Annotated in this window: 17 protein-coding genes; 6 read left to right on the top strand and 11 right to left on the bottom strand. The window is 70.0% G+C overall.

All coding sequences use genetic code 11. The features are described from left to right. Positions 1-6: 6 nt before the first annotated feature. Positions 7-801, bottom strand: coding sequence for a LysR substrate-binding domain-containing protein (locus tag CXY81_RS12345; protein WP_198412014.1), 795 nt, complete (start codon positions 799-801; stop codon positions 7-9). Positions 802-897: 96 nt separating this feature from the next. On the opposite strand from CXY81_RS12345, the gene CXY81_RS12340 reads away from it, so the two are divergent. Then, on the top strand, positions 898-1,335 hold the full coding sequence (locus tag CXY81_RS12340) for a DUF5997 family protein (RefSeq protein WP_174720118.1): 438 nt from the start codon (positions 898-900) through the stop codon (positions 1,333-1,335). Between the two features lie 164 nt (positions 1,336-1,499). On the opposite strand, the gene CXY81_RS12335 is transcribed toward CXY81_RS12340, so the two are convergent. Together CXY81_RS12335 and CXY81_RS17055 are read right to left on the bottom strand one after the other, a co-directional pair. Further along, positions 1,500-2,243, bottom strand: a complete 744-nt coding sequence (locus tag CXY81_RS12335) for an alpha/beta hydrolase (RefSeq protein WP_104171723.1) — start codon at positions 2,241-2,243, stop codon at positions 1,500-1,502. Between the two features lie 363 nt (positions 2,244-2,606). Further along, positions 2,607-2,996: an ADP-ribosylglycohydrolase family protein gene (locus CXY81_RS17055; protein ID WP_104171724.1), complete on the bottom strand. Its 390-nt coding sequence runs from the start codon at positions 2,994-2,996 to the stop codon at positions 2,607-2,609. A gap of 401 nt (positions 2,997-3,397) precedes the next feature. Here CXY81_RS17055 and CXY81_RS12325 point away from each other — a divergent pair, with 401 nt between their 5' ends. Then, positions 3,398-3,985 carry an NUDIX hydrolase family protein gene (locus tag CXY81_RS12325; RefSeq protein ID WP_104101004.1) on the top strand — a complete coding sequence of 196 codons (588 nt, stop codon included), beginning with the start codon at positions 3,398-3,400 and terminating at the stop codon, positions 3,983-3,985. Between the two features lie 42 nt (positions 3,986-4,027). Here CXY81_RS12325 and CXY81_RS12320 read toward each other — a convergent pair whose 3' ends face one another. The 4 genes from CXY81_RS12320 to CXY81_RS12305 form a co-directional block, all read right to left on the bottom strand. After that, the gene (locus CXY81_RS12320; RefSeq protein WP_104101003.1) at positions 4,028-4,561 is read right to left on the bottom strand and encodes a GNAT family N-acetyltransferase; all 534 of its coding nucleotides are present in this window, start codon (positions 4,559-4,561) and stop codon (positions 4,028-4,030) included. 311 nt (positions 4,562-4,872) lie between these two features. Next, positions 4,873-6,411: a DEAD/DEAH box helicase gene (locus CXY81_RS12315; protein WP_104194993.1), complete on the bottom strand. Its 1,539-nt coding sequence runs from the start codon at positions 6,409-6,411 to the stop codon at positions 4,873-4,875. A gap of 232 nt (positions 6,412-6,643) precedes the next feature. After that, positions 6,644-7,324: a DUF1684 domain-containing protein gene (locus CXY81_RS12310; RefSeq protein WP_199183061.1), complete on the bottom strand. Its 681-nt coding sequence runs from the start codon at positions 7,322-7,324 to the stop codon at positions 6,644-6,646. Next, positions 7,321-7,833, bottom strand: coding sequence for a hypothetical protein (locus tag CXY81_RS12305; protein ID WP_104194992.1), 513 nt, complete (start codon positions 7,831-7,833; stop codon positions 7,321-7,323). Before CXY81_RS12305 ends, CXY81_RS12310 begins: the two co-directional genes overlap by 4 nt. Before the next feature lie 43 nt (positions 7,834-7,876). On the opposite strand from CXY81_RS12305, the gene CXY81_RS12300 reads away from it, so the two are divergent. From CXY81_RS12300 to CXY81_RS12285, 4 genes are all read left to right on the top strand, one after another. Further along, entirely contained in the window at positions 7,877-8,305 is a 429-nt protein-coding gene (locus tag CXY81_RS12300; protein WP_233194149.1) for an EVE domain-containing protein, read from the top strand. A 140-nt stretch (positions 8,306-8,445) separates the two neighbouring features. Next, entirely contained in the window at positions 8,446-9,711 is a 1,266-nt protein-coding gene (locus CXY81_RS12295; RefSeq protein WP_104194991.1) for a hypothetical protein, read from the top strand. 21 nt (positions 9,712-9,732) lie between these two features. Continuing rightward, positions 9,733-10,341: a 2-phosphosulfolactate phosphatase gene (locus CXY81_RS12290; protein ID WP_104194990.1), complete on the top strand. Its 609-nt coding sequence runs from the start codon at positions 9,733-9,735 to the stop codon at positions 10,339-10,341. 79 nt (positions 10,342-10,420) lie between these two features. After that, the gene (locus tag CXY81_RS12285; protein ID WP_104194989.1) at positions 10,421-10,723 is read left to right on the top strand and encodes a DUF427 domain-containing protein; all 303 of its coding nucleotides are present in this window, start codon (positions 10,421-10,423) and stop codon (positions 10,721-10,723) included. A 67-nt stretch (positions 10,724-10,790) separates the two neighbouring features. Here CXY81_RS12285 and CXY81_RS12280 read toward each other — a convergent pair whose 3' ends face one another. The 4 genes from CXY81_RS12280 to CXY81_RS12265 form a co-directional block, all read right to left on the bottom strand. Then, on the bottom strand, positions 10,791-11,285 hold the full coding sequence (locus tag CXY81_RS12280) for a SprT-like domain-containing protein (RefSeq protein WP_104171732.1): 495 nt from the start codon (positions 11,283-11,285) through the stop codon (positions 10,791-10,793). Continuing rightward, the gene (locus CXY81_RS12275) at positions 11,285-12,502 is read right to left on the bottom strand and encodes a sorbosone dehydrogenase family protein (RefSeq protein WP_233194148.1); all 1,218 of its coding nucleotides are present in this window, start codon (positions 12,500-12,502) and stop codon (positions 11,285-11,287) included. Before CXY81_RS12275 ends, CXY81_RS12280 begins: the two co-directional genes overlap by 1 nt. Before the next feature lie 119 nt (positions 12,503-12,621). Next, positions 12,622-13,185, bottom strand: coding sequence for a hypothetical protein (locus CXY81_RS12270; RefSeq protein ID WP_233194147.1), 564 nt, complete (start codon positions 13,183-13,185; stop codon positions 12,622-12,624). Between the two features lie 322 nt (positions 13,186-13,507). Beyond that, positions 13,508-14,377 (bottom strand): spermidine synthase, encoded by an 870-nt coding sequence (locus CXY81_RS12265; protein ID WP_104171734.1) that lies wholly within the window; start codon positions 14,375-14,377, stop codon positions 13,508-13,510. Positions 14,378-14,602: the final 225 nt, after the last annotated feature.

Genomic DNA, 14,602 nt, shown 5'->3' with positions numbered 1-14,602 from the left:
GGAGGGCTACCGGCCGCCGCGGCGCTTGCCCGCCCGGGGGCTGGGGGTGTTGCGGGTGCGGCCCGGGGCGCTCGTCGCCTTCTTCGCCACGGCCGGCTTGGATTTCGCCGCCGCGACCCGCACGGCCTTCGCCGCCGCCTTGGCCTTGTCGGTCTTCTTCTCTTTTTTGACCTTTTCGGTGCCGGCGGGCAGCGAGTCGACCCGCGAGCTGTCCTTCGTGCGGCCGCGCACGATGCCGATGAACTCCTCGACGTCTTCCGTGGTCTCACGGGAGAGCCAGGCCAGGGACACCTGGCTCTCGGCGACATCCTCGACCGGGCGCGAGACGACATCCTTTCGGCCGTATAGTCGGGCGATCGAATGGGGGACGATCAGGATGCCGACCCCGGCCGCGACCTGCGCCATCGCGTCGTCGAGGTCGCGCATGGCCGGGAGCGGGCGGCGGGTGCCGTCCCTGATCTCGGTGGCCACGAGGCGCCACTCGGGCACGTCCTCGGGGTCCTGCAGCAGGTGCTCTTCGGCCAGGTCGGCCACCAGCACGCTGTCGGCGTCGGCGATGAAGTGGTCTTTGGCCGCGACGACCACCGGGATCTCCCGGTAGAGGGCGATCAGGCTGAGATCGGTCTCATCGACGGGCAGGCGCACCAGGCTGACCTGGGCGCGGCCGTCACGCAGCACCGCGTCCTGTTCGGACGGGTCGGTGCGGAAGACCTCGAGTGGCTGGTCGGGGCGTCGATCGGCCCAGGTGCGGGTCCACTTGGTGGGGGTCACACCGGCGACGAAGGCAAGGGAAAAGGTCACCGGCATCCTTTCTCGTGATGGCACTGCGAACGTAGATCCGTGGGGAGCGGCTGTCTCTCAGGCTATGCGGGTGCTCTCAGGCTATACGCTTGACTGATGAGCGAGAAGAAGACCCAGACCATGAAGCCCGCCACGGCGGCCCAAAAGCTCGGGATTCTGCTCGAAGCAGCCCCGGAAGAATTCCAGAGCGCGCCCGTGTCGCGCACCGAGCTGGCCGCGCTCGAAGCGAAGCCGCCTGCCTGGCTGGTCGAACTGCGGGCGAACGGCCCGCATCCCAAGCAGGTCGTCGCCGCCAAGCTTGGCGTCTCGATCTCCGGCCTCGTGCGCGGCGCCGTGACGGAGCCGCTCACCTCCGCCGAGATCCAGGCTCTGCTGCAGCAGCCGCCGGCCTGGCTCGTGACCGAGCGTGCCACCCAGTATGAGGTGCGCGAGGAGCAGATCCGGGTCAAGGACCGCGACGCCGAGCGCGCCCGCAAGATCGCCCACGTCGCCCGCCAGGCAGCCCAGAACGAGAAGGCCGGTCGCGGCCGCTAGCGCCGCCGTCCCGCGCGCACGTCGCTCCCTCCGCGTCGTCTCACCAATTCGACGGAGATTTTGCCCGTAGGGCGTCGATTCCGGCCTTTTTGGCCAACTCGGGCCAAAATCTCCGTCGAATTCGTTCGGGGCGGGAGACGCTGCTGTGTCGGGTGTCGGGCCTCCTAGGCGTCGTACTGCGCGCGCAGGAACGTGACGATCTCGCCCAGTTCGGCTTGCGAAATGGAATGGCCCATGCCCTCGTAGATGCGCTCGGTAAGTGTGGAGTGTTCGGGAAGCCAGGCCCGGGTGCGGTCGACGGCATCCTGCGGGATGACCGGGTCGGCCGTGCCGCGACCCCAGAAGACCGGCAGGCGCCGCTCACGCAGGCGCTCGTCACCGGTGTGCTCGCTGCGCCCCACGAAACCGGACAGCTGCACCGCGAACGCGAACCGGTCGGGTGCCTGCCGTAGCAGCTGCAGCGCCATAGCCCCGCCCTGCGAGAAGCCGAGTAGTCCGACGGACGCGGGCTGCTCGGGAAGGCCGTCCAGCCATTCGAGCACCCCGGCGGCGGCAGCATCCAGTGCGTCGGCGCTCGGCGAGCCCGGGTTGACCTTGGCGCCGGCGGCCCCGATCGGGAACCAGGCCCAGCCCGGACCGGTCGGGAGCGGGGCGCGCAGCGCGGCGATCACCGGATGCAGCGGCAGGTGCGGCGCCAGCGAGAAGAGATCCCCCTCGTGCGAACCGTAGCCATGCAGAATCAGCAGAAGCGGTCGCCCGGCACGGTCGGCGCCAGACGCGCTCCACAGCACGGCATCCGGGTCGATGGGCTCGGCGCACGCGGCGGCGGCGCCGGTGGTGCTGCTCTCGGTGGTGTCGTCGCTCCCGGTGGAGGCGTCGCCGCCGGGATTGGTGTCGTTCGGGCCCATGGTGGTCCTCCTGTTCGAGGTCGACACCGGGAAACGCCGACGGGTCAATCTTTCCACTCCCGGGGACGCGGCAAAATCGGTCGGCATCCGTCGTACCCCATGCAGAACTCCGGCGATCCGCTGCGAGAAGCCGGAAAGATGCCCGTACTTCCGGGAACCGTGCCACCGCTCCGCCGAATTGCAGGAGCCATGCACACCACCGGCCGGCACTTCCCCACGTGGCGGCGGCATCCGCGGGCACCCCGTGGCCAACTCAGGAGATTCCGGCAGCGGCGGGCGCGCCCCCGCAGAGTTCCGCATGTTACGGCGTCGTTTCGCGGGGCGACCGCGCCAGCCACCCGTTTCTCCTGAGTCAGCCTCACCTCACTCGCCCCGCCTGGCCTGCCCTGGCCGGCCCGAGCATCCGTCGCCACCTGCTCGACCGGCGACGGATGTCCCGATCAGCTGGTCCGCCGCCTCGCCCCGCGCCGCCGGAGTGAGGCCCGCGAGGTGGCCGGTCGCCCACCAGAGACGGCCGGCGAACCCGAGTCCGGTGTTGTGGGTGACTGCGCCGGCCCGGGCCACCCGGTCGATGAACCCGGCGAGGGGAGCAAGGCCGAAGGAGATCCCCACGGGGGTGATGCGCATGGCCGCGCCGTTGGTCGTGCCGAAGCGCCCGGACTCGAGGGATGACACGCCGGATCGCAGGCGCTCAAGCGTCGTCGTCGAGGGTCCGAGCAGATCGAGGGAGCCGCGCGCCCGCGCCCGTTCCACTTAGTCGAGAAGCCGCTTCGCGAAGACGCCGGGGTCGCCCTGGCCGTGACAATCGATCAGGAGCGGGCCAGCAGACTGGCCTGCTCCGCGTCATCCGTGATCGACCCGGCGGGCATCCCGACGGCGATCGGCTGGTGCGGTCCGGGGTCCCGAAACCCCTCACTGGCGCCGTAGTCGGCCTCGATCTAAGCCCGGGACAGGTCCTGCGTCGGCATCCCGAGTGCATCGCCGAGCGCCAGCCGGTGAAGGCGCCGAGCGCGCGGTCGTGGCGCGCCGCCGCAGTTCTCTGCCTCACCATGCGTAGACCGTCGCCGCACGCGCGCCGGACCGCGCCCGTTCCGTCCGACCCGCAGCGGGGTGCCCATGGCGTATCCGGGCGCAGGGTACGACAGAATAGCCTCATGAGCGTGCGCACCCCTGACCCCGATCCGGACTGGACGCCTGGCCCCGAGGGCGCGGGGCCGCCCCACACCAACCCGGGCTGGCTGAGCGACGTCGAGCTGGCCGAAGTGCGGCGCCGACTTCCGATCCTTTACATCGAGGCGGTGCCCGTGCGCGTCGACGGCCTCGGCCAGGTCGTGGAGGTCGGCGTGCTCCTGCGCGCCCGGTCGACCGGCGAGATGACTCGGATGCTCGTGTCCGGCCGCGTGCTCTACGGCGAGACCCTGCGCGACGCCCTCTTCCGGCATCTCGAGAAGGATCTCGGCCCGATGGCCTTCCCGCAGCTGCCGATGAGCCCGGTGCCGTTCACGGTGGCCGAATACTTCCCGATGCCGGGCATCACCGCGTTCACGGATGACCGCCAGCACGCCGTTTCGATGGCCTACGTCGTTCCCGTCACCGGCACCTGCGACCCGCGCCAGGACGCCCTCGAACTGACCTGGATGACCCCCAAGGAGGCTGCCTCCGACGCGGTGGCAGCCGAGATGGAGGGCGGGCGCGGGGCGCTGCTGCGCATGGCGCTCGCCTCGGTCGGCGAGCTGCGTTAAGCCGCCTGATGGCGGCCCGATCCTGCGGGCCGCCGCTGCGAGCTACTCGGTCGTGACGAGTGACAGACGACGTGCGAGCGAGCGCGGTCGCACCAGGCGCACTTCGTGGAGCTGTTCGCCGAGCACTTCCTGATCCTGCTCGTGGCCGTCGGGGGCGTAGCCGTTGCGCTTGTAGAACGAGTGCGCGCGGGGGTTGTTTTCGGCGACCCACAGGTAGGACGGGCCCTCGTCGACGACCGCGTCGAAGAGCTGCTGGCCGATGCCGGTGCCGTGGTAGGCGTCGAGCAGGTAGATGAAGTAGAGCTCCATCGGGGCCGGCTTGTCGGCGTCGCGGGACGGCCCGCTGCCGGCGAATCCGACGATCTCGCCGTCGACGAGGGCCGCAACCTGGCGGTGGTTCGGTCCCTGGGCGCTGAACCGGCGCCACATGGCGGCCAGGCGTGCGGGCTGCAGCTGCTCGAGGGCGGCCTCGCTGAGCAACTGGTCGTAGGTTTCGTGCCAGCAGGTGGCATGCACGCGGCCGAGGCTGTCGGCATCCGCTTCTGCGACGGGACGAAGTACTGCTGTGGTGGCCATGACCCGAGACTAGCTCAGCCGCAGGCACCCGATTGACGCTGCCGGGTTCTGCCCGTGGTCGCTGCGCCGACGGCTCCCGTCCGACCCGCGACTTCCCGGTCTACGGCGGCTCCAGACCTCGCCGATGAGTCGGATAACAAGTGGCTAACTCCTGAGATCCGGTGGCGCCATGGTGCGGCGCCACGTGATTCCGGGGCCGAGCATCCGTCACGGGCATGTTTCTCCTGAGTTGGCCACAACGCAGAACGGGCCGGCCTCGGGAGAGGCCGGCCCGTTCACAGTGGAACTAACGTGCAGATGCTACCGAGCGACTAGCCCTGCGCGCGGCGCGGGGCCGAGCGACGAGCGCCGCCGGTGGCACCGGCGCCGCGCACGAGGCCCCCGACCTGGAGGCCGCCGGAGCGACCACCCTGGGCCGGACGGCTCTGGGCGTTGCCCGATCCCTGGCTGCGACCGGATGCCGCGGGGCGGCCCGAGCGCTCCTGGCGCGCTCCGCCGGCGGGTGCCACTGCGTCGCTGCCGCGGTGTCCGCGGTTGCCACGTGCTCCACCGGCGCGGGCGCCGGAGTCGCGCTCATCGCGGTTGACGCGCTTGCGCTGGGCATTGGCGCCCTGCGAGCGGCCGCCCTGGGACTGGCCGTGCGGCTGCTCCACGCGGGGGAGCGGCTTGACGTACGCTGCGACGTCGCCGACGAGGGCGTCCACGGCGGGGGAGGACGCGGTCACGCGCTGCGGGGTCACCTTGATGGCGGCCTTGCGCAGCAGCGCGTCGGTGTCGCGGCGCTGTTCGGGAAGAACCAGAGTCACGACGTCGCCGGCGCTGCCGGCGCGGGCGGTCCGGCCCGAGCGGTGCAGGTACGCCTTGTGCTCGGCCGGCGGGTCGACGTGGATGACGAGTTCGATGTCGTCGACGTGCACGCCGCGGGCGGCGACATCCGTGGCGACGAGAACCTTCACGTCGCCGGCGCTGAACGCGGCGAGGTTGCGGTCACGGGCCACCTGTGAAAGGTTGCCGTGCAGGTCGACGGAGGGGATCCCGGCGTCGGTGAGCGACTTGGCGAGCTTCTTGGCCTGGTGCTTGGTGCGCATGAAGAGGATGCGGCGGCCGGAACCGCTCGCGAGCTTCTCGACGAGCGCCTTCTTCGATTCGACGCCGTCGATCTCGAAGACGTGGTGCGTCATCGCGGAGACGTGGCTGTTGGCCTCGTCGACCGAGTGCATGACCTCGTTGTGCAGGAAACGGCGCACGATCTTGTCCACCCCGTTGTCGAGCGTGGCCGAGAACAGCAGGCGCTGGCCGCTGCTGGGCGTCTTGTCCATGATGCGCGTGACGACGGGCAGGAAGCCCAGGTCCGCCATGTGGTCAGCCTCGTCGAGCACGGTGATCTCGACGGCGTCCAGGCTGATGAAGCCCTGCTTCATGAGGTCCTCGAGGCGACCCGGGCAGGCCACGACGATGTCGACGCCGGCCTTGAGTGCGGAAACCTGGCGGCCCTGCGAGACGCCACCGAAGATCGTGGTTGTGTTGAGGCCGTACGCCTCGGCCAGCGGCGTGAGCGCGTTGGTGATCTGCGTGGCCAGCTCGCGGGTCGGGGCGAGGATGAGGCCGAGCGGGCGGCCCGGACGACGTCGGCCGCCGGCGAGCTTGCCGCCGAGGCGTGACACCATGGGCAGTGCGAACGCGAGGGTCTTGCCGGAGCCGGTCTTGCCGCGGCCGAGCACGTCGCGGCCGTTGAGGGTGTCGGGCAGCGTGTCCACCTGGATCGGGAACGGGCTGTCGATGCCCTGCTCGGTCAGGATGGCAACGAGAGGGGCCGGCACGCCAAGCGCACTAAAGGAAGTTTCAGACAAAATGGTGCCTTTCGGGCATCAGATTCCTCGGGCATCCGTTCCGCACGGGCGGCAACTCGGAGCCTCAGAGGTTTCACATGGCGAAGGTGCCGATGGGCACATCCGTTCGCCGTAAGAAGGTTTAATTCGAAAAATCGGGCCGGCCCTGGTGGGCTGCCGCAATAAGAAGAGGCGTTCTACGACGCAGCGAGCACAACTACGCACCCGCAAGCTTCTATCTTAGCGGATGCTGTCAAGCCCTAGGGTCGAACGCCCGCCCGACGGGAGCCGTGGGGTGGCGCTCCGCACCGGGGGTCAGCTCGCCGACGGGCACCTCCGCGGCCACGGTATTGCCGGCCTGGGGCAGCGGACAGGCCCACATCGGGTCGTACGCGCAGGACGGGTTGTAGGCGAAGTTGAAGTCGAGGATGACGCTGTCGTCGTCGGCCCCGGCGCCCAGGTCGGCGCCCTTGACCGTGTCGAGCAGGTAGCGACCGCCGCCGTAGGTTCCGCCGGGCTTGCCGGCCAGACCGTCGCGCACAGGCAGAAAGAGCCCGCCGCCGTAGCTGGAGAGCCGCCACAGGTCGATTGGTCCCAGGTAGGGCAAACGCACGGTGCCGACGAGGTCGAACTGCACCTTCCCGTCGGTGCCGGTGTCAACCGAGATGCGCATCGGATGTTCCGCGCGGTGCACCTCGGCCTCGAACCGCCAGTCGGGGTCGTAGGCGGCGACCGGCAGCCCGGTGAAGCCGGCCCGGTCGTCGGGCATCAACGGCGACGCCGAATGCCCGCCGAACAGGTCGTCCCTGCCGCTCCGCCACAGTTCGTGGCCGGCGGCCGGGTCGTGCGCGCTGAGCTGGCGCACGCCGCCGTACAGCCCGAACACGCGCCGACGCCAGTCGGCCACCTGCAGGGCGCCGAGGGTGGTGCTCACGAGCTCGCGCCGGACTCATCGACGCCGAGGTTGAGGCTCCAGTTCGGCGCGAGGCGCTTGAGCTGGTGCAGCCGCCACTGCCAGAGCGCCCAGAAAACGGGCCAGCTGGCCAGGGTGAGCGCGCCGGTGCGGAAGATCAGCTGGTCTCGAAAAAGCGTCTTGCCGGTGCCGGCCGGGTCGGGAGACACGGCCATCCGGTGGTCCCAGAGGGTGACCGAGGCGAGCGGCCCCGATACCCCGCGGCCGGTGTCACGCAGGATGCGCACGCCATCCTTCCGGGTGGTCGCCATGGTCAGGCGGATCACCTGGTCGCCCATCGGCACCAGGCCGAGCGCAGTCAAGCTGACCGGATGCTCACCCGGCTCCCAGATGGTGGGGAAGCCATCCATCTCGAGCGATTCGACGCTCACCACGGGCGAACTTACCTCGCGGAACACGGCAGGACTCCGCAGGGCGCGCCAGGCGGCATCGGGGGAGCAGTCGAGGATCTCTTTCAGAAGAACACGCATGACCCCAGTCTGTGGTGCTGGGGCATGCAGTACAACTAAGAGGGTGGCAATTCGATACTGGCTGGGCGTTGCCTCACGCGAACACGTGCTGCGCGCCGTCGCGGTGGGGCTCGTGCAGGCCAGCCACGGGGCCCGGGTGGCGCTCGAGCAGATGGGCGAGTCCGACGGGGTGGTCTACTATTCCCCGAAGACGGACATCGACGGCGACACGCTGCGCGAGTTCACCGCGATCGGTCGCATCGCCCCCGGAATCGTGCATCAAGGCGAGTCCGCCGCCCCGAGCTCGTACCGCCCGTGGCGACGTCACATCGATTACGAAACGGATGTCGTGGCCGCCTCCATTCGCCCGCTCCTGTCGGTGCTCGAGTTCACCCGCAGCAACCCCGACTGGGGCTACCAGCTGCGCCGGGGGCTGCTCGAGATCTCCCGGCACGACTTCGAGGTGATCCGGCGGCAGATGCGCCGGGAGTAGCGCTGGTACCAGCCGTTCTTCGCCGATGATGCCGAGGCGACCCGTTTCCGCGGCGATTGTGGGTGGGATCGGCGATTTTCGAGGACGTGCCGCCGGGTGCGGCGCCGGGGTGAGGCGCATCCGTTCGGTACACTGAAGGCATGACTGGCGAGTTCTGGTGGGTGCCCTCGGCCGTCGTTTTCGGTGGGGCGGCAGCGGTCGTCGTGGTGATCGTGATGATCATGCGGCGCCGGGTCCGCGCGCGCGCGCGCGTCGACCTCGCTCTGGCCGCGGAGCGCACCCGAGCCGCCGCAATCGCCCTCGTGCGTGCGGATGACCTGATCGAGGTCGCCACCGACGAGCTCGGTTTCGCGGTCGCCCAGTTCGGGGAGAACGCCACCAGCGACTTCGCCGCCGTGCTCGACGCCTCCCGGCGGCAGGTGCGTGACGCGTTCCTGCTGCAGCAGAAGCTCGACGACAGCGTGCCCGACTCCGAGGGTGAGCGTCGCCGCTGGACCGAGGAGATCATCGTGCTCGCCGACGAGGCCGTCAAGCGCCTCGGCGCGGAGACCCGCACTTTCGACTCCCGGCGCGGCGTCGAACGGGATGCCCCGCTGCTGCTTGAGAAATTGCGTCGTCGCCTCGACCGCGTCGCCGACCGCGTCGCGGCCGGCACCGCCAGCCTCTCCCGGCTCAGCCGCACGTATGCCGCGCACGCCCTGGCCCCGATCAGCGGCAACGTCGCCCGCGCCGAAGAGGCCGTCGATGACGCCCGCCGGGCAGCGGATGCCGCGGCCGCCCGTCTCTCCCGCGAAGCCACCGACCCCGTGGGTGACCGGTTGCTCGCGGCCGAGCAGGCCCTGCACCGCGCCGGCACCCTGCTCGACGCGATCGAACAGGGCGAAGACCAGTTGCACGTCGGATTCGCCTCCCTCGCCCGAGCGCTCGACGCGGCGGACGCCGAGCTGGCCGAGGTGCGCGCGCTGCGCGACACCCACGAGGAGACCACGGCCCGCGGCGAACTGAACCGCGTTATTGCGGAGGCCGACCGGGTGGTCGGCGAGCTGCGGCAGCCGTCGCGCTTGAGCGACCCTGCCGCTGACCAGTCCCGACTGCGCACGGCAATGGACGGTCTCGACCTGATCCGTTCCGAGGCCCGCAACCGCCAGTTGCGGCTCGACAACGCCCGTGGCGCGCTGACCGGCGCTCTGTTGGCCGCGCGCAGCCAGATCACCGTGACCCGCGACTTCATCACCGCGCATCCCGGCCGCGTGGGCGCTGTGGCGCGCACCCGCCTCGCGGAGGCCGAACGCAAGCTGAGCCTGGCGGCTTCGGAGGCCGACCCGGTGTCCGCATTGGACACCGCGCGCAGCGCGATGACCCATGCCACGGATGCCGACGCGCTCGCCCGCTTCGACGTCCGGTAGCGCCGCCGCTACCCTTGGGGCGTGAACAAAGACGCGCCCCAACAGAAGTACCAGGTCCGTTTCGATGTCGGCCTGGCCGGGTTCCAGGCTCTGGCCGCCGAGGCCGACGTGGTCATCCTGGCCGACGCTTTGCCGTCGCCCGGCTCCGAGATCGTTCTCCCGACTGCCCTGCACGAGCACCAGGTCATCGCCGCGAGCCTCGCCAATCGCGCGAGCGTGGCCGAATGGGTGCTCGCCCGCCAGGCGGAGAAGGGAGACCGGTTCTCCGTGGCCGTGATCGCCGTGGGCGAGCAACGCCATGGCGGCGCCCCCCGGTTCGCGGTGGAGGACTTCCTCGCCGCCGGCGCCGTGATCGACGCCCTCGCCGCCCGCGGCATCGACCACTGCTCGCCGGAGGCGGCCGCGGCCGCCGCGGGATTCGCGGGTCTCGCGCGGGCCGTGCGGCACCTGGTCACCGCGTCCGAAACCGCCCAGGCGCTCGTCGCCGAGGGGCGGTCGGCCGAGGTGCAGGCTGCGGTAGGTCTCGAGGCCCCGGCAACGCAGGCCCCGGCGACGCAGGCCCCGGCGACGGATGCCCCGGCGCGCTCCCCGGGAATCTCCCGACTGTGGGAATTCGCCTTTCCGGGCTGAGGTTGCACCTGAAGCGGCCTCTGAGCCGAACCCCTCGTTTCATCCTCACTGTTTGAATCTCACTGAAGGAGCAACTCCCATGAAGGCAGTACTCAACGGCACCGTCATCGCCGAAGCACCGCAGGCAGATCTCCTCAAGATCGAGGGCAACTGGTACTTCCCACCGGCGAGCGTGAACTCCGAGTTCCTCGTCGAGAGCCCCACGCAGTACACCTGCTCCTGGAAGGGCGCGTGCCAGTACTTCAGCGTCAAGGACGGCGAGGCTCTGCTGCAGGATCGCGCCTTCAGTTACCCGACTCCGCCCTCGGCCTCCTTCGACCGGGTCGGCCAGGACTACAGCAACTACGTCGCCTTCTGGAAAGAAATCCAGGTCTCCGAGTAGCCCGCTCCTGGCCGGACGGCCGGCCCGAGTAATCGGTGGTCGAGCCTGTTGAGACCACAGGGCAGAGCTAGGGCTTCGCCGCCCCCGCAGCCTGTCGCCGGGCGGCGGCCGTGATCTCGCGCCGTGTCCACCGGATCAGGAACCGCTTGTCGAATCCGCGCACGCACAGCCCGCAGGCGAACGCCCGGGTGGGTTGTCGGTAACGGTAGTGCGCGTGGCCGGCCGGGCAGGTGCCGACCCACGGCGCGAGCTCGTCGGCGATCTCGCCGTCGTGCGTGCTCTTGCCGTCATAGCCGAGGTTCCGCGCGATCACCTTCCACTTCGGCCCGTGGCCGGCGCGCGGTCCGGCCAGAGCGTGCGCGACCTCGTGCAGCAGGATCTGGTGCACGTCATCGTCTTCGTAGCGCGCCGCCAGGTAGCGGGACACGGTGATGCGCCGCACGGTGAAGTTGCAGAGCCCCGCTCGCTTCTTCGCGTTGTCGAAGGCGAAGGTCCAGCTGGGATCGAGGTGCAGCGTGATCAACGCGTCCGCCCAGTGCCGCACCCGGTCGAGGTCGGCCATCAGGGTGCCACCGCCACCTGGTAAAGCCGGTCGTCGCCGGAGGAAGGGGTGCCGCGGCCATCCGTATTATTGCTCACGAACCACAGTGTGCCATCGGGCCCCGACACCACATCGCGCAGCCGCCCGAAGCTGTTCCCGAACCAGTCATCGACCTCGCCTGTGGAGGGATCGATGCGCCACAGCCGCTCGCCGCGCAGGGCCGCCATGAAGATGGTGTCGTTCACGATGGCGAGCCCGCTCGGGCTGGCCTCACTGGTGGGCCACTGCTGCTCCGGGTCGAGGTAGCCGGAGTCCGCGCTCTGTCCCCGGCCCTCGACGATCGGCCAGCCGTAGTTGCCGCCCGGGGTGATGAGGTTGAGCTCGTCCCAGGTGTTCTGTCCGAACTCGCTGGCCCAGAGTCGGCCGCTGGAGTCCCAGGCGATCCCCTGCGGGTTGCGGTGGCCGTAGGAGTAGACGAGCGTGCCGAACGGGTTGTCGTCCGGCACGGCGCCGGTCGGCGTCATCCGCAAGATCTTGCCGCCGAGGGAACCCAGGTCCTGGGCGTTCTCGGGGTTCCCGGCGTCGCCGACCGTGGCGTAGAGCAGGCCGTCCGGGCCGAAACCGAGCCGACCGCCGTTGTGGTTACCGGCCTTCGGGATGCCGCCCTGCACCGGTTCGGATGCGCCGAGGGTGTGGCTTCCGACCGTGCCGAGCAGCGGCATCCGTACGATCTTGTTGTCGTCGGCGGACGTGAAGTAGGCGTAGACCCACCCGGTTCCGCCCGGTGCGGCCGGGTCGGCCAGTGCGGCGAGGCCGAGCAGCCCGCCTTCACCGCCCGGGCTCGCCTCGGCGACCCGGCCGGCGTCGCGCAGGCTGCCGTCGGGCAGGAGTTCGCGCATGAGGGTCGTGTCGCGTTCGCTGATCAGGGTGCCGTCGTTCGGCAGGCGCAGGATCGACCAGGGGGCATCCAGCCCGGATGCGACCACGACCGGGGCGTCGACCGGCCGCACCGATGGCCCGGCGGTGCCGGTCGGACCGGGTGCAACGGTGTCGGACGGAACCGGCCGGGCGGGGGTAGAGGTCTCTGCCGCGGGTCCGGGCGCGGTCGCCGTGCACGCGCTGAGCAGCAGGAGCGCGCCCAGGGCCAGCACCCCGGCCGCGCCGCTGCGTGGTGGCATCCGCCCGCTCATCTGCAACCTCCTTCGCACCGGCACGCTCGCCGGCGCTGTGTCCAGCATGCCCCGAATTCCTGCTTCGAGGTGAGTGGCCCCTTCCGTGCATAACTCCTGCAAATCGATGTCCGGATGCAGCCGGCCGGTCAATCGCAGGCCGGCCGGCACCCCGCGGCACCGAAGTGCTACTGCTGTAGGCGGGTCTGTCGCCGCTCGGCAATGAAGGACTCGACGACCGCAACGGCTACGAGCGCGCTCTCGAGGAGGGCGGGCGTGGCGCCGGCCTGCTCCCGCAGCGTCACCGAGGCCGTGAAGTCTGCCAGGGCGGCGTCGAGGTCGCCCTGTTCGAAGTGAACCTTGCCGCGGCTTTCCCGGGCGAACGCCGCGACGGCGCCCCACTCGTGCGTCTCGGACTCGAGCACACAATGGGTCAGCTCGGTCACCGCCTCGTCGAGCTTGCCTCGATACTGCTGCACCTGGGCGCGACGGATGCGACTGAACGCGAGTTCTTCCCGCGACCCGGTGAACCGGGACTGGCGCAGCGCAGTGTTCGCCATGTCCCAGGCCTCGTCCAGGCGTCCGGTCAGCCGCAAGAGCACGACCTTCTCGTTGAGGGCGGACAGACTGCGAAGCTCGCCGAGTTCTTCGAGGCGCAGCTCAGCAGCAGAGAGGTCGACTTTCTCACGCAGGGTGACGGCGTCGTAGCCAATGATGATGGGCAGGGTGTGGTCCTGAGGCGAAGGCGGCACATGCCGCGGAGTAAACGTGGACCCAACCAGCGTAGCCGGGCCGGGCCGGGCCGGTCCCCGATCCGGCCCGATCCACCGGCATCCGCCGCCATCTGCCCCGAGCTGCCGGCATCCGTCGCCCTCGTCGCCCCGCCGCGAGCCGCACACGTGGCCAACTCAGGAGATCCCAGCGCGTGAGTACATAAAGCCGCATGAACACGGATGCCCGCAGCACCTTGGCCCCGGATCTCCTGAGTTGGCCACACATCACCCGGCGCGCGACCCCCGGCGCGCGACGCCCGGCGCGTGACCCCCGGCGCGCGGCCCCCGGCGTAACCGCGGCTCAGCTGCCGAGTTGGAACACCGTGCGGCCGGGCAGCGGGGACGGGGTGGCCGTCACATCCGTCGTCACCATCGCGGTCGCCATGAAGTGCGTGAGCTCAGCACCCTCGACCACTTTCGACGGATGCGGCCCGCCCGCCAGCAGCCGCGACACCCAGCTCGTGTCGATGGGGGTGTGCGCGGCAACGAAGACGATATTGCCGAACCGGCGCCCCTTGAGCACCTGGGTCTCCGCGAGGGCGAGCACGTGTCCGAAGACGGCTGACAGCGTCGCGGCCTGTGAGCGGGCGAACGGCAGACCGGGCCCGTCGGCGACGTTCACGACGAGCACCCCGCGCGGCGACAGAAGGGGAGCGGCCAACTCGTAGAACTCGCGGCTGGTCACGTGGGCCGGGGTGCGGGCCCCGGAGAAGATGTCGACGACGACGAGGTCCACCGCGCCGTGCAGCCCGGCCGGCAGCTTGGCCAGCACCTCGCGGGCATCACCGTGCCGCACGCGCAGCTGCGCCCGCTTGTCCCAGGGCAGCTCACCGCGAACAAAATCGATCAGGTCGCTCTCCAGCTCCACGACCTGCTGGCGGGAGCCCGGCCGGGTCGCCTCCACGTATCGGGGGAGGGTCAGCGCGCCGGCGCCGAGGTGCACGGCGGTGATCGGCTCGCCCACCTCGCCGATCAGGTCGATCACGTGACCGATCCGCTGCACGTATTCGAAGAACAGCTCGCCCGGATCGTCCAGGTTCACGTTCGACTGCGGCGTGCCGTCCACGATCAGGTTGAAGCTGCCCGGGGTGAATCGGTCGGGCTCGATGACCGCATGGTGGCCGCTCAGTTTCAAGGTGATCGACGGATGTTGCGCTACAGGCCTGCTCATCCCTCAAGTCTGCGCCCTCCGCAGTCTGAACCGGAGCGGCCCGAAACCGGGTTATACCTGAGAATTTATGGCACGTCAAGAATTGAGTGGACACGGTGAGCTAACCGGCATATAGTTATTCTTTGCGCTCCCAGACTAAACTCTGCCTTCATATTGCGGTCGGCTTTGCGTGCTCAAGCCACCTTGACGCATACCTCGTTCCAGGATTTCAGAACACCGGAATTT

The sequence above is a fragment of the Cryobacterium sp. M25 genome, from assembly GCF_002929635.1.
Taxonomy (GTDB): domain Bacteria; phylum Actinomycetota; class Actinomycetes; order Actinomycetales; family Microbacteriaceae; genus Cryobacterium; species Cryobacterium sandaracinum.
The sequence above is the reverse complement of the archived record's forward strand: the minus strand, read 5'-3'. Positions and strand labels throughout refer to the sequence as shown.

Coding starts and splice junctions, on each gene's coding strand:
- CXY81_RS12340 (WP_174720118.1), top strand. CDS start 898: ATGAGCGAGAAGAAGACCCAGACCATGAAGCCCGCCACGGCGGCCCAA.
- CXY81_RS12335 (WP_104171723.1), bottom strand. CDS start 2,243: ATGGGCCCGAACGACACCAATCCCGGCGGCGACGCCTCCACCGGGAGC.
- CXY81_RS12325 (WP_104101004.1), top strand. CDS start 3,398: ATGAGCGTGCGCACCCCTGACCCCGATCCGGACTGGACGCCTGGCCCC.
- CXY81_RS12320 (WP_104101003.1), bottom strand. CDS start 4,561: ATGGCCACCACAGCAGTACTTCGTCCCGTCGCAGAAGCGGATGCCGAC.
- CXY81_RS12305 (WP_104194992.1), bottom strand. CDS start 7,833: ATGCGTGTTCTTCTGAAAGAGATCCTCGACTGCTCCCCCGATGCCGCC.
- CXY81_RS12295 (WP_104194991.1), top strand. CDS start 8,446: ATGACTGGCGAGTTCTGGTGGGTGCCCTCGGCCGTCGTTTTCGGTGGG.
- CXY81_RS12285 (WP_104194989.1), top strand. CDS start 10,421: ATGAAGGCAGTACTCAACGGCACCGTCATCGCCGAAGCACCGCAGGCA.
- CXY81_RS12280 (WP_104171732.1), bottom strand. CDS start 11,285: ATGGCCGACCTCGACCGGGTGCGGCACTGGGCGGACGCGTTGATCACG.
- CXY81_RS12275 (WP_233194148.1), bottom strand. CDS start 12,502: ATGCTGGACACAGCGCCGGCGAGCGTGCCGGTGCGAAGGAGGTTGCAG.
- CXY81_RS12265 (WP_104171734.1), bottom strand. CDS start 14,377: ATGAGCAGGCCTGTAGCGCAACATCCGTCGATCACCTTGAAACTGAGC.